The sequence below is a fragment of the Arthrobacter sp. V1I7 genome (genome assembly GCF_030817015.1).
Taxonomy (GTDB): domain Bacteria; phylum Actinomycetota; class Actinomycetes; order Actinomycetales; family Micrococcaceae; genus Arthrobacter.
The window spans coordinates 2,982,473-2,995,986 of the sequence record NZ_JAUSYS010000001.1 but is presented as its reverse complement, the minus strand read 5'-3'; the positions used below and the strand labels follow the sequence as shown (position 1 = coordinate 2,995,986).

Genomic DNA, 13,514 nt, shown 5'->3' with positions numbered 1-13,514 from the left:
GGGGGACCTGCCTGGAAGGAAAACATGGACCGTCCGCTGCCGGGCAGCGCGCATGCGGCGCTCGAAGCTTTCCTGGGGCACTGGGCCGGCATCACGCAGTGGGAGGCCACGCCCTGGGGACCCGCGCGCACTGCCGAGGTCGCGATTTCCTTTGCCCGCGCGGCGGCCGGCCTGGCGGTTACTGCCAGCTACCGCCATACCGAGGCGGACGGAAGCCGTACCGAAGGCCATGGGGTGTTCACTGTCGACAAGGACCGGCCCGACACCCTCTGGTACCACGTCAACAGCCTGGGCCTTCCGCCAGAGCCGCCGGCGCGGGCCAGCTGGCGCGAGGGAACCCTCACCGTCGAGCGACGCAGTGAGAGGGGCATCGCCCGGCACACCTTCCGGGTGGACGACGGCGTCCTGACCCACAGTGCCGGGCTCCGGCTGGGCACCGCGAGCGAATTCACCCCGTTCCTGACCTCGGTCTGCAGGCGCGTCCCCGAGACCGCTCCGGCTCCGGCCTGAGCGGCGCCAGGAGGTGCCCGCTGCAGACGATACCCATCCCTATAACGGCTGGGATCCCGCGTTCGGCGCGCTGGCCGGGGCGTTCGCCTGGTCGGCCGGGGCATGCTGCCTCCGGCTCGCCAGCAGGAACGGCACCGCGATCAACTCGATCACGCCGCTGATCGCCAGCGACGCCGGGTAGCCGTACACATCGGCCGCCCGCCCGAGCGCCGGCTGCACCACCACGCCACCGCTTGATCCCATGAGTGAGTCGAAGCTGAGCACGGTTGCCCGCTGCTTCGAGGCGATCATGTCGTTCAGATAGGCCTGCCGCACCGGGGTGCCCGCCGAGGACACCACGGCCCAGAGCGCCAACAGCACCAGGGCAACCCAGAACACCCGGGTGAACCCGAGCACCACCAGAATCAGGGACCCGCCGAGACTGCTCAGGATCAACACCGTCGTGCGCTTGCGGACAAGGCGCCGGATGCGGGGCGCGATCCAGCCGCCGAGCACCTCCGCCCCGGCGACGATTGCCGCAGCCAGGCCCGCCACGGAATACGCGTGAGGGTCGCCGAAGAGCTCAAGGAGGTACGGCTGCAGGGCGTAGAACACGTAGATCCCGACGCCGGCGCTGAACGGGGCGGCCAGCATCACGAAACGCACCGGCGGGTTCTTCAGGCCGTTCTCGACCGAGGCGGAGAGTACGGCCCGGGTCGCCCGGAGGGGATGGGGTGAGCGTTCGGGGGTGAAGCCAACGTCGCGCATGAGCCAAAAGGCCACGACGAACATGGCCAGCAGCACGCCCACGCGCAGCAGGAACGGCACCCCGAGGTCGGTGGCCTGTGCGATCACGCCGCCGGCCACCGAACCGCCCAGCATCGCGACGCCAGAAACCATCAGTCCGCGCCCGAGCACCGGCTCGAGCCCGCCTTCGTATCCCGAGAAGCGCAACGCGTCGACGAGCCAGGCCTCGACCGCACCCGAAAAAAAGGTGAAACCCAGACCGAGCAGGACCGACACCACTGCCCAGGACCAGAACGGGGCGGACAGCTGCCAGAGCAGGTAGTAGAGGTAGGTCGACGCCGCCAGGGTCACGGTGCCCAGCAGGAACGAAACGCGGCGCCCCCACCCGTCGGCAATCACTCCGGTGGGCACCTCGAAGAGGACCATGCCGGCCGTGAAGAAGGCGTTGGCGGCAAAGGCCTCGAGGTTGCTGAGTCCGGCATCCAGCAGGAAGAGGGTGTTGATTCCCCAGATGAACGAGGCCGCGAGGGTGTTGCCCAGCGTCAACGTGAGATAGATGCGCTGAATCTTGCGGGAGGCGGCGTTCATCGCGTCGCCGTCCGGGCGAAGTGGTAGCACGTGCCCATTCTCGTCCCCTCGTCACCGCGGCGCTACGCCTTGTCCTGGAAGCGGCCGAAGCGGCCGCCGCGGGACGCGCGCGCGCCATCACATTGCGGACTCCAGGATCCGGGTTTTCGGAGCCCCCAGAAGGGCGGGCGCGGCCTCGGGGGAGTTCCAGACCGTCGCTTGCAGCTTGGCCAGGAAGGCCTCGGCCTGCCCGGGCTGCCCGAAGTCGAGTTCGACCAGCACTGAGCGCGGGTCGTCTACCGGCCGGCTGATCCGGTGCGCCGTAACCCCGGAGGCCGCGCGGTTCGCCGGATCGCGGTCGAAGGCCGCCTTCCACATGTCAAAATCCTTGATGCCGTGCTCGATCTGCAAGGTGTACACCGCACTCACTCCTCTTGGCTGTTGTCCCGTCGCTGCCGGGATTTAACCACGCTAGGCCGGGCAGGGGCCCGCACGCTAGCCCCGAAAAGGTGGGTGCCGGAGGAGGCTAGCCGCCGGCGAAGGGCGGCAGCACGTCCACGACGTCGGCCGACTTCAGCGCCGCACTACGGTCCCGCACGGCAACCTCGTTGAGCAGGAAGCTGGAGCGGGACAGGATGCGCGCCAGCGGCGGCGTCCCCGCGGGCGGATCCGGACGCTCGACGGCGAGGATCGCCTCGAGCAGCGACGCAAGGGTGTCGCCGTCGGACAGCTCAAAGCGTTCCTCTTCCACGCCGGCGGCAGCGCGCGCGGCAGCGAAGTAACGTACATTCATGGGGTTACTCAGCCTCCGATGGCGCTCATGCTGCGGTCCGGCTGGACAAAGTCCGGGGCGTCCAGCCCCACATGGTCCATGCCGTGGGCCTTGGGCTTGATCCACATGGCGTCCTGCCAGCGTTCGGCCAGCTGTTCGTCGCTGGCGCCTTCGCGCAACAGTCCCAGCAGATCCACCTCTTCGCGGGAGAACAGGCAGCTCATGATCTTGCCTTCGGCCGTGATCCGGGTCCGGCGGCAGTCTGAACAGAACGGCTCCGTGACGGAGGCGATGATTCCCACGGTTCCCAGTACCGGCCCGGTGGCGCCGGCGGTGCCGGGCACCCGTGCCCGGACCTCGAAGCGCTCCGCCGGGGCGCCGTCGCGGTCCCGCGGATCGGCGCTGAGCACGTAGTCGACGGAGAGCAGCTCGCGGATTTCCGCGGCGGTGATCATGTTCCGGCGCGTCCAGCCGTGGTCGGCGTCGAGCGGCATCTGTTCAATGAAGCGCAGCTCGTAGCCGCGGCCCAGGGCCCAGGCCAGCAGTGCGGGGGACTCGGCATCGTTGATGCCGCGCATCAGCACCGCGTTGAGCTTGACGGGACCCAGCCCGGCGGACCACGCAGCGTCCACGCCGGCGAGGACCTTGTCCAGGAAGGGGCGGCGCGTGAGCTTGGCGAAGGTTTCCTCATGCAGGGAATCAAGCGAAACGTTGATCCGCGATAGCCCGGCGGCCTTGAGCCCGGCTGCCTTCTTGTCCAGGCCGACGGCGTTGGTGGTCATGGAGATCGGGAGTTCCGGGTGGGCCTGGCGGAGCGCGGAAATGATGTCCAGCAGATCGGCCCGGACCAGCGGTTCGCCACCGGTCAGCCGGAGTTCACGCACCCCCAGCTGATCGACCCCAATGTGCACGATCCGGATAATTTCCGCCGCGGACATGACGGCCTGCTTCGCCAGCCACTCCAGGCCCTCGGCGGGCATGCAGTAGGTGCAGCGCAGATTGCACTTGTCGGTCAGCGACAGGCGCATGTCGGTGGCGCGGCGGCCGTACCGGTCCACGAGTCCGGCGGGCATCCCGGCCGGGCGGCCGGGCAGCGGCGGAGTTCCGGTCGAGCCCGCGCCGGAACCGTCACCGGTGGAGCCGGTTCCTCCACGGGGCTGGGGCATGCCAAGCTGAACACTCATAAAATCAGGCTACGCCACCTTGCGGCAAGCATCACTCCCGTTACTCCATTGCACAGGCCCTCAGCGGAGCTTGAATCTTTCTTCCCAATCATTGAGGGGACCGGCGCGGCGGTTCGCAGGGTTCGCGTCGACTACCGCCGAAGTGCCACGTGGTCCCGCGACCCAAAGGCAATCGGAATAGAAGCCCCGTCAGTTGCACTGTCTGGCAGGCCTCTTCGAGGCCCCGTCAGACACCTTTGACCGCGGCGTACCCAATAGTGGCCATGCTCTCTATAGCCGGCGTTCGAAATCCGCACCGCATGCTTGACTTAGTCACGCCCTGCCGCTGCCTTGTGTATGTGGCTTCGCGGCGCAGGTTAGATGTACGGCGTAGGGGTCGGCGATGCCGATGTAGTGGGTGTAGAGGTATTCCTCGATGCCTTCGAGGCCGCCTTCGCGGCCGAGGCCGGACTGCTTGACGCCGCCGAAGGGGGCCGCGGCGTTGGAGATGACTCCGGCGTTCAGGCCGAGCATGCCGGTTTCGAGGCGTTCGCCCATCCGGATGCCGCGGTTCAGGTCCTTCGTGAAGACGTAGGCGACCAGGCCGTATTCGGTGTTGTTGGCCAGCCGCACGGCATCGTCCTCGCTGGTGACGGTGATGATCGGCGCGACGGGCCCGAAGATTTCCTCGGACAGGATCCGGGTGCCCTCGGTGACGCCTATGAGGATGGTGGGCTGGTAGATGTACCCCGGCCCATCCACCGGCCCGCCGCCGGCCACGGCCACAGCCCCGGATGCCACGGCATCACTGACAAGTTCGTGCACCTTGTCCCGGCTTTTGGCGTCGATCAGCGGACCCACCTTGGACTCCGGTTCGCTGCCGCGGGCGGTGATCATATCCGCCAACTTCGTCGCGAACTTTGCCGCGAACTCGTCCGCGACGGACTCGTGCACAATGAACCTGTTCGCCGCGGTGCAGGCCTCGTCCATGTTCCACGGCTTTGCCAGCATCGCCCCGCGACCGCGGCGTCAACGTCGGCATCCTCGAACACCCTCGAACGGGGCGTTCCCGCCGAGCTCCATCGAGGTCCGCAGCACCGTCTCCGACGCGTCCGCCAGCAGCCGCCGGCCTACCTCGGTGGACCCGGTGAAGGAAAGCTTTCGAAGCCGGGAATCCTTGATCAGCGGTCCCGTGGTAGCACCGGCTGATGTGGAAGCGATAACATTCAGGACCCCGGCGGGGAGGCCCGCTTCCTGCATGACGGCGGCGAAAAGTTGCGATGTGAGCGGGATGAGCTTGGCGGGTTTGAGGACCATGGTGCAGCCGGCGGCAACCGCGGGGGCGATCTTCCGCGTGCTCGCACGCCTCCGAGTGTCTGTCAAACATGTCGATCATCGGCATCCCGGCCTCGTAACCTCTGTTGCGGCCGCTTGCCGGGACCCTGACGCACGGCGCGTCGGTCAGTCGCACTGCTCGGTGCGGCGAACCCGGACTAGTAGACAGTGCCCGTCAGGAGCTCCGAGAGCCGGCCGGCGGCACGCCGGAGTTCCGGAATGCCGGCCTTGAGCCCGGCTTCGGTGGCGGTCTCCACGGGGCTGGTCAGAGCGATGGATTCGCTGGGCCGACCCGCCTTGTTGGGGACAGCAACGGCGACCGAGAGCACGCCTGTGGCGCGCTCGTCCGCCGAGTAGGCATAGTCGACCCCGGGTTCGGGCAGGCGTGCGCGGAGTTCCTCGACCGTAAACGTGGGCTCTTCGTGGCCCGCAGCAATGGCGGCAGCTACAACCTGCTGCAGTTCTTCCCCGGGGGCTGAGGAGGCTGACGCCAGCAGGATTTTGCCTGCCGCCCCGACTGTAAGGGGGAGCCGCTTGCCCAGTGGCAGGTCATACCGTAGGGGCGAGTCGCCGTCGACGCGTGCGACCAGGATTCTTTCGAAGCCGAGTCTCGTATAAAGCGATGCCGTCAGCCCTGTCTGGGCTGCGACCTGTTGAAGTATCGGCCGGGCGGCAACAACGAGGGGGTCGTTCTCCAGATAGCTTCGTGCCGCCGGCAGGACCGCGGGCCCGATCCGGTAGGACTTGTCGGTCTGGCTGACCATGCCGAAGTCCTGCAGGACCCGCAGGATCCGCAGCGTGGTCGGCAGGCTCATGCCGCAGGTCCTGGCCAGGTCGCTGAGCCGCTGGGGCCGCTCCGCGCGCTGGAGTTCGGCAAAGACCTCCATCGCCCTGGACAGGGAGCGCATGTTGCCGGCCTTCGGGCCGCTCTCGGCAGAGCTGGCTGAGTGCGTCGATGTCACCGTCATATTTTCATTCTATGTAACTTCATTGCGCTTGACAGAGTTTGTGTCTCCTGTCACTATTTCTTCAGACGCAATAATCTTTCATTCTATGAAATGAAGGCCTACAGAACTTAAGAAGGAAACAATGACAACGGAGTCAGTAATGACAAGCCCCGACCGCACGGCCCGTGTCGCTCCGTCGGTACTTGTGGGTATCGGTGCGTTCGTGGCCGTGGGCACATACGTGCTGATCAGTTCGATCGAGCTGGGACTGTGGACGTCGCTGGGCCCCGGGCCCGGGCTGTTCCCGTTCGCCATGGGCGGAGTCCTGGTCTCGATGTCCATCATCTGGCTCATTCAGGAGCTGCGGCGGCCCAGCGAGGCAGCCGAGGGCGCTGACCGCGGCCTCGTGATCGCCGTCGTAGTGAGTTTGGCCGTCCTTGCGGCCGTTATGGACCTGCTCGGCTTTCAGCTGAGCATGTTCCTGTTCCTCATGTACCACCTGAAGCTGCGCGGCGGGAGAACCTGGATCTCCTCGCTGATCATCGCCCTGGCCGGAAGCGTCGGCGCGTTCTATGCCTTCAACTACGGCCTGAACGTTTCGCTGCCGGTGTCTGCCTTCCCCTTGCTGAACACGATCGGATTCTAGACGTGGATATTTTCAATGACCTGCTCGGCGGTTTCGCCGCCGCCATGACCTGGCAGAACCTCCTGTTCGCCTTTGTTGGCTGCCTCTTGGGCACGATCATTGGCGTCCTTCCCGGCATCGGCCCTGTCGCCGGTGTGGCCCTTCTGATTCCCCTGACGCTGAATCTGGACGCGACCGGCGCGATCATCATGCTGTGCGCCATCTTCTACGGCACCGCCTACGGGGGAACGATCACCAGCGTCCTGCTGAACACCCCCGGTGAAGCGGCATCGGCGATCACCACCATCGACGGCTACGCCATGACGAAGATGGGCAAAGCGGGGGCGGCATTGACCATTGCCGCCGTCGGGTCCTTTGTCGGGGGGACGGTAGCGACAATCGGTCTGGTTGCAGCCGCCAAACCGCTCGGTGAGCTGGGTCTGCTCGTCGGACCACCTGAATTCTTCGCCCTGATGGTGGTGGGCATCTCCCTGCTGGTCGCCCTGGCGGGCAAATCGATGGTCAAGGCCGTTATCTCCGGCGCCCTGGGCCTGCTGATTTCCATGGTCGGCATCGACCCCGTTGCTGGCGCCCCGCGCTTTACTTTCGGGATGGACCGGCTCCTGGATGGTGTCAGCTTCGTCGCTGTGATCGTTGGTGTCTTCGGACTCTCGGAGCTGCTTTCGTACCGAAAAGGGACTGAGACTCCCAAGATTCACGCTCCTGGCCTTCGTTCGCTGCTGCCCACGGGCAAGGAATGGCGCCGGAGCGCTCCGGCCATGGCCCGCGGTACCGGCATCGGCTTCGGTCTTGGCCTTATCCCCGGCATGACCGGTTCGGTATCCTCTTTGCTGGCGTACGGCGCCGAGAAGAAGTTCTCCCGCCACCGCAATGAACTCGGTAAGGGCGCTATCGAGGGCGTTGCAGGCCCTGAGACGGCCAACAACTCCCACGCGAACGCCGCACTGATCCCCCTGTTCACGCTCGGCATCCCGGCTTCCCCAACGATCGCCGTCCTGATGGGAGCCTTCCTCCAGCAGGGCCTCACCCCAGGCCCGACCCTGTTCACGGAAAACTCGGACATCGCCTGGGCGATCATCGCCAGCCTCTTTATCGGCAACCTGATCCTGCTGCTGCTGAACGTCCCGCTAGTGGGCCTCTGGACCTCCATCCTCCGCGTACCGTCGTCGATCCTGACCGCACTGATCCTGCTCTTCATGGTCATCGGCGCCTACACCATCAACTTCAGCGTCTTCGATGTGTTCGTCATGATCGGCTTCGGACTCCTCGGGCTCGCCTTGCGGCACCTGGACATTCCTCTCGCCCCGATGGTGCTGACCCTGGTGCTCGGACCGCTGATGGAACGATCACTGCGCGAATCCCTCGAAATCTCCCAGGGCGACTTCGGCATCTTCGTCAACCGCCCCATCTCCACAGTCCTGATCGGCCTCGGAATGCTGATCGTCTTCAGCCCGCTGCTCAAGCTCCGTAAGCCCAAGGCATTGAACGAAGACCCCGAAACCTAAACCACCCCTCCCGCCCACCGGCATTCCACAAGCACACCCAGACACGCCCCCCTTCAAAGGAGAAGAACCATGATCACCCGCACCCGCATCGCCGCCGCCTTCGCAGCAGCAACCCTCATCGCCGTCACCGGCTGCGGCGCCACCCCCGGCGCCACCCCCGCCGCCGCCGGGGACGACTTCCCGAAAAAGGGCAAGTCCATTGATCTTGTCGTGGCCTTCTCCTCCGGCGGAGCAGTCGACACCGCAGCCCGCCTCGTCCAGCCGATCCTGGAAAAAGAACTCGGCACCAACGTCGAGGTCATCAACAAGCCCGGCGCCGGCGGACAGATCGCGCTACACCCAGCTCACCAGCGCCAAGCCCGACGGCTACACCATCGGCGCGACAGGCTCCCCGTCCGTGGTTGTCTCACCGCTGGATCCCTCCCGCGGCGCCAAATACACCCGCAGCAGCTTCCAGCCCCTCGGCCGGCAGGTCATCGACCCCGCCGTCATCGCCGTGCAGTCCGACAGCCCCTACAAGACGCTGAAGGACCTCCTGGACGCCGCCAAGGCCAGCCCGAAGTCGATGACCGCCAGCACCACCGGCCTGCAGACCGGTGAACACTTCGCCCTGGCCCAGATCCAGGAAACCACCGGCGCCGAGTTCGCCCCGGTGCACTTCTCCGAAGGCGCCTCGCAGGCCACAACCGCGTTCCTGGGCAAGCACGTGGACATCCTCGTCGCGAACGTCAGCGACGTGAACGACCTGACCAAACAGGGCAAGGCCCGCGTCCTGGGCATCATGACCGCCGAACGCTCACCCTCGCTGCCGGACGTCCCTACGTTCAAGGAATCCGGCTACGAGGTTGAAGCGGGAACCGCCCGCGGCTACTCCGCACCGGCCGGACTGCCCGATGCCGTAGCCAAGAAGCTCGAAGCTGCCCTTCAGAAGGCCATCGAGGACCCGACCGTGGTGCAGAAGATGAACGACCTCGGCCTGCAGACCAGCTACCTCAACGGCGCTGACTACGAGCAGTTCTGGGCCGGACAGGAAGAGGACTTCAAGAAGGTCCTCCCGCTGGTCCAGAAAAAAGACTAATCCTCCCGCCAAACGCCACTCACGGAAGAATCCACCATGACAACTCCCGTCCTTGAAGCCTTCGACCCCGATTTCCCCCGCCCTGAGCAGGACGTGATCGACCGACTCGCCAAACTGCCCGCCGCCAACATCGGCGACGCCATGGACCGCCTGGGAGTCGCCGACTCAGCCATCCAGGCCATCTGGCCCGGCGCCCGCTTCTCCGGGCCAGCCTTCACCGTCTGGACCCGCCCCGGAGACAACCAGGGCATCCACCGCGCGCTGGAATCCGCCCGCCCGGGAGACGTCGTCGTCGTCGCCGGCGGCGGGGATGAATCCAGGGCCCTGCTCGGGGAACTCATCGGAGAACGGGCGATCAACCTCGGCATCGCCGGATTCGCTCTGGACGGGGCGGCCCGCGACGCCGAAGCCCTCGGCGAAATCGGCATGCCGGTATTCGCCCGCGCCATCACCCCTGCAGGACCCTACAAGAATGGCCCCTCGCGCCTGGGCACGCCCATCGCCTTCGGCGGAGTTCCGGTCCTGCCCGGCGACATCATCATCGGAGACTCCGACGGCATCGTCGTCATCCCGAGGGAGCAGGCAGCCAACGTGGCAGACGCCGCCGAAGCCGTCTTCGCCGACGAAACCAACCGCCGGCGCTCCATCGTCGCCGCCCGCCACTAAAGTAAGAAAGACAGAAAAATCATGACAGCGTGCACCGTCATCGGCCTCGGTGAGGCCGGAGCCACCTATGCGGCCGCCCTCACCGCCGCAGGCCACAGCGTAACGGGATTTGATCCCGTCGCTCCCTCCACCCCGGCCGGCGTAACCCGTGCGGCAACCGCAGCCGAAGCCTGCATCGGCGCCGACGTCGTTCTGGTCCTCACCGGAGCCGCCGCCGCCCGCAGCGTCGCACAGGAATGTCTGCCGGTACTGCCGGCTGGCAGCTGCTACGCAGACTTCACCTCCTCCTCACCGCACGTCATGCGGGAACTCGGTCAGCTGCCCAGCCAGGCCTTGTTCGTCGATGTGGCCATCCTCGGCCCTGTGCCCACGCAGGGTGTGAAGACACCTCTGATGGTCAGCGGCCCGGGATCCCGGGCAGTCGCTGACCTGCTGGCCCCGCTGGGCGCGGACATCGAGATAGCCGACGGGGAACCCGGGGCAGCGATGGCCCACAAACTCCTCCGCAGCGTCCTGATGAAAGGCATGGCTTCCGTGGTTGTCGAAGCCGTCACCGCCGGACGGGCCGCCGGCCTGGAGGACTGGATCCGCGCCCAGATTGCCCGGCAGCTGGCCGGTGACGGCCAGGCAGTCATCGACCGGTGGCTTACCGGCACAGCCAAGCACGCCCTGAGGCGCTCCCGGGAAATGCAGGACACTGCCAGCTACCTGTCCTCCGACCTCGGCGTTCCTGCGGAGATGACCACCGCCTCTGCGGCGGCACTCACGCGCATCGCCGCGGAAACCGCACCGACGGCACCGGCCTTGCGCTGATCCCGGCATCAGGCAGAATCAGGGACAGGAATCAACGGTGAACCTTCCACCAGCAAAGAAATCCCCGTCAGGAGCAGCAGCATGATCGGCATCTGGGCACTCGGAGCCTACCTGACGGTCATTCTGCTATGGACGACGGTGATCAAACGCAGCGTCGGAGAGGCCATGATCCTCGGCTTCCTGGTCGTGCTCCCGTTCACCGGGCCCGCCGCGGCACAGACCGGAGGTGCCGCGCTCTACTCGGCCGTGACCGACGAAATCGTCTATGCCACCATGGCGTTCGTCTTCATGGGATACCTGTTGGACAAAACCGGTGTGCTGGACCGGCTCATCGACCTGCTGAACTCCCTGATCGGCGGCGTCAAGGGCGGACCCGCCTGGGTCTCGACCGTGGCGTCCGCCGGCCTGGGCGGGGTCGTCCACAACCAGGCAGCGATCGCCGCGACAGTGGGTTCCGTGACCATCCCCTGGATGGAAAAATCCCGCCTCGACAAGCCGTCGGCGGCGACGCTCGTCGCCGGAAATGCGGGAATGGGCATCACGTTCCCGTTCAGTGCCTCCATGTTCGTCCTCGTCGGATCCGCCACTGTCGGGCCCCTGCTGGACGTCAATGAACTCGTCCTTCCCCTGCTCATCGGCGGGTTGTGGTGCTTCCTGCACCGGCTGATCGTCACCTGGCTGCTGGTCCGCAAAAGCGGGATGACCCCACTGGACCCAGCACACCGGCTGCCCGTCCGGACAGCCTTCGGACGCGGCTGGGCCACGACCCTGCTGTTCGTCGTGGTGGCCATCCCGCTGATCATCACCTCCGGCGCCGCCGCGACGGCACTTTCCGACTGGACCGGAGGGGACATCACCAAGACCGTCAGCGTCATCGTCTGGATCCCGGTCGTCCTGATCATCACCGGGGCCCTCCTGGGCAGGAAACGGCTGCCGGGCAACGGCCGTGCCTGGTGGGCGCTCCTGCAACACTCCGCACCCAGGTTCGGCGTCGTCGGCGTCACGGTCGTCTTCGCCTTCGCCGGGGCCAACGCCCTCGCCGCCACCGGCCTCCCCAAGCAGATGACCGCCCTGCTCAACCAGATGAACCTGCCCCTGTGGCTGCTCGCCATCCTGATCGGGCTGATCGTCATCGCCGTGGCCGCACCGCTGTCCGCGACGGCCACCATGGCCGCTGTCGGAACCGTTGGCGTCGCCACACTCGTTGCCGCCGGCGTTCCGGCCACCACCGCAGCCGTCGCAGTGCTGGTCTTCTCCTCCTGCGAAGCCGCGGTTCCCCCGGGAGGCGCCCCGTTGTATGTCGCCTGCGGCATCGCCGACGTGGACCCGATCAAAACCTTCGCCCGCCTGCTCACCCACTACGCCCTGCCACTGCTCGGCATCGGCGTGCTGATCATCCTCGGCATCCTGCCGATCTAAGGAACCAAGACATGTACAAGACCAGAAGAACCGTCGAAGTCATCTTCGTCCATACCCTGGCAGCCCTCCTGCTGGGCGGGGTGCTGTTTGTGACAGGGCAGGCCCTCGCCCTGATCGCCGGACAGGGTGGCTGGTTGGCGTTTTTCAACGAATCCGTCAAGCCCCCGATGTGCATCGCGGCGTCCGTCTGCGCGATCGCAGGCTTCCTCCTGAGCTACAAACCCCGCCAGATACAGGGACAGACCCCCCAGGAAGCAACAACGCGATGACAAGCACCACCGAGGCCGGAACCTACCCGACGTTCGCGGGGCTCCTGGAACGGGAGGGCAGGCTCGCCGGGACCTCCTGGGGGCTGTTCCCCGCACCGCACCGCGGAACGCCTTCCTTCATCAGCCAGGACGCCATCCTGGAGGCCAGGAACTGCATCAGGACCGGAAAGGTCTTCGGCCTGGACTACCCGGCCGATGCCTTCGATCCCGGAATGTCACTCAAACGCACAGCCCCGCGGCACACCATCTACTCCTCGCACCCGGCCCACCGCGACGACTACCTGGACGGGTACTACCTTCAGGGATCCACACAAATCGACGGGCTCCGGCACCGCCGGGCAGACGACATCGGCTTCTATAACGGCACCCCGGACGACCAGGTCCGGGAAGGCACCCCGGAACTCGGCATCCAGGAATGGGCAGAAAACCCTATCGCCGGCAGGGGAATCCTGGTCGACCTCGACGGGTACCGTAACGTTCTGGGCGAGCCGATAGACCATGCAGGCGGAGAACCGCTCACCCTGAACCTGGTCCAGACAGCCATAGCGGCCCAGTCCCTCAGCATCCGCCCGGGTGACATCCTCATGCTCCACACGGGTTGGTGCGAATGGTTCCTGGCCCTGACTCCGGAGGAAAAACAACGGACTCGGGACAGCCGACGGGCCAGCGGCATCACCCAGTCGCAGGATTTCGTCGCCTGGGCCTGGGACAACCAGCTCGCAGTGATCGCCGCCGACAACTTTGCCCTCGAATGCCTGCCCGTCGTGCCCGAAAGCCCCTTCCAGCTCTCGGCCCCGAACGATCACGGCATGATGCACCAGCAACTCCTCGCCAAACTCGGCATGCCCCTCGGCGAACTCTGGAAACTCGGCCCCCTCAGCCGGCACATGAAAACCACCGGCTGCTGGGACGCCTTCATCAGCATCAAACCACTGAATATCACCGGAGGCACCGGCTCGCCCGCCAATGCCACCGCATTAACCTGACCGGAACGAAGTGCCGATCCGAAACAGCCCACTCGCTCCCTTCTTTGCGCGAGGGTACGCTCACCCTTGACGCTCGTCCCGGTGATCCCGAGCGGTCGGCGCCCCTCAGCGG

At 66.2% G+C, this 13,514-nt stretch carries 13 protein-coding genes and 2 pseudogenes; 9 read left to right on the top strand and 6 right to left on the bottom strand.

The window, feature by feature from the left end:
• The first annotated feature begins 24 nt into the window (after positions 1 to 24).
• Positions 25 to 510: a DUF1579 domain-containing protein gene (locus QFZ69_RS13815; RefSeq protein WP_306918950.1), complete on the top strand. Its 486-nt coding sequence runs from the start codon at positions 25 to 27 to the stop codon at positions 508 to 510.
• Positions 511 to 549: 39 nt separating this feature from the next.
• On the opposite strand, the gene QFZ69_RS13810 is transcribed toward QFZ69_RS13815, so the two are convergent.
• From QFZ69_RS13810 to QFZ69_RS13785, 6 genes and pseudogenes are all read right to left on the bottom strand, one after another.
• Complete coding sequence (locus QFZ69_RS13810) at positions 550 to 1,824, bottom strand: MFS transporter (protein ID WP_306919691.1); 1,275 nt, start codon at positions 1,822 to 1,824, stop codon at positions 550 to 552.
• Positions 1,825 to 1,941: 117 nt separating this feature from the next.
• The gene (locus QFZ69_RS13805; RefSeq protein ID WP_306918948.1) at positions 1,942 to 2,223 is read right to left on the bottom strand and encodes a hypothetical protein; all 282 of its coding nucleotides are present in this window, start codon (positions 2,221 to 2,223) and stop codon (positions 1,942 to 1,944) included.
• Between the two features lie 106 nt (positions 2,224 to 2,329).
• A complete protein-coding gene (locus QFZ69_RS13800; RefSeq protein ID WP_306918946.1) occupies positions 2,330 to 2,596 on the bottom strand; it encodes a MoaD/ThiS family protein in 267 nt (88 codons plus the stop codon).
• Between the two features lie 8 nt (positions 2,597 to 2,604).
• Positions 2,605 to 3,759, bottom strand: coding sequence for a GTP 3',8-cyclase MoaA (gene moaA, locus QFZ69_RS13795; protein ID WP_306918945.1), 1,155 nt, complete (start codon positions 3,757 to 3,759; stop codon positions 2,605 to 2,607).
• A 312-nt stretch (positions 3,760 to 4,071) separates the two neighbouring features.
• A pseudogene (locus tag QFZ69_RS13790) lies at positions 4,072 to 5,121 on the bottom strand (aldehyde dehydrogenase family protein).
• Positions 5,122 to 5,231: 110 nt separating this feature from the next.
• Complete coding sequence (locus tag QFZ69_RS13785; protein WP_306918943.1) at positions 5,232 to 6,041, bottom strand: IclR family transcriptional regulator; 810 nt, start codon at positions 6,039 to 6,041, stop codon at positions 5,232 to 5,234.
• A 121-nt stretch (positions 6,042 to 6,162) separates the two neighbouring features.
• On the opposite strand from QFZ69_RS13785, the gene QFZ69_RS13780 reads away from it, so the two are divergent.
• From QFZ69_RS13780 to QFZ69_RS13745, 8 genes and pseudogenes are all read left to right on the top strand, one after another.
• Positions 6,163 to 6,666 carry a tripartite tricarboxylate transporter TctB family protein gene (locus QFZ69_RS13780; RefSeq protein ID WP_306918941.1) on the top strand — a complete coding sequence of 168 codons (504 nt, stop codon included), beginning with the start codon at positions 6,163 to 6,165 and terminating at the stop codon, positions 6,664 to 6,666.
• Positions 6,667 to 6,710: 44 nt separating this feature from the next.
• Positions 6,711 to 8,171: a tripartite tricarboxylate transporter permease gene (locus QFZ69_RS13775; protein WP_373461941.1), complete on the top strand. Its 1,461-nt coding sequence runs from the start codon at positions 6,711 to 6,713 to the stop codon at positions 8,169 to 8,171.
• 69 nt (positions 8,172 to 8,240) lie between these two features.
• Positions 8,241 to 9,249 (top strand): annotated as a pseudogene (locus QFZ69_RS13770) (tripartite tricarboxylate transporter substrate binding protein).
• Positions 9,250 to 9,285: 36 nt separating this feature from the next.
• The gene (locus QFZ69_RS13765; RefSeq protein WP_306918935.1) at positions 9,286 to 9,915 is read left to right on the top strand and encodes a methyltransferase; all 630 of its coding nucleotides are present in this window, start codon (positions 9,286 to 9,288) and stop codon (positions 9,913 to 9,915) included.
• A 21-nt stretch (positions 9,916 to 9,936) separates the two neighbouring features.
• Positions 9,937 to 10,728 carry an NAD(P)-dependent oxidoreductase gene (locus QFZ69_RS13760; protein ID WP_306918933.1) on the top strand — a complete coding sequence of 264 codons (792 nt, stop codon included), beginning with the start codon at positions 9,937 to 9,939 and terminating at the stop codon, positions 10,726 to 10,728.
• An 81-nt stretch (positions 10,729 to 10,809) separates the two neighbouring features.
• A complete protein-coding gene (locus QFZ69_RS13755) occupies positions 10,810 to 12,147 on the top strand; it encodes a TRAP transporter large permease subunit (RefSeq protein ID WP_306918931.1) in 1,338 nt (445 codons plus the stop codon).
• 11 nt (positions 12,148 to 12,158) lie between these two features.
• The gene (locus QFZ69_RS13750; RefSeq protein WP_306918929.1) at positions 12,159 to 12,416 is read left to right on the top strand and encodes a hypothetical protein; all 258 of its coding nucleotides are present in this window, start codon (positions 12,159 to 12,161) and stop codon (positions 12,414 to 12,416) included.
• Positions 12,413 to 13,402: a cyclase family protein gene (locus QFZ69_RS13745; RefSeq protein WP_306918927.1), complete on the top strand. Its 990-nt coding sequence runs from the start codon at positions 12,413 to 12,415 to the stop codon at positions 13,400 to 13,402. The genes QFZ69_RS13750 and QFZ69_RS13745 overlap by 4 nt, the downstream gene beginning before the upstream one ends.
• Positions 13,403 to 13,514: the final 112 nt, after the last annotated feature.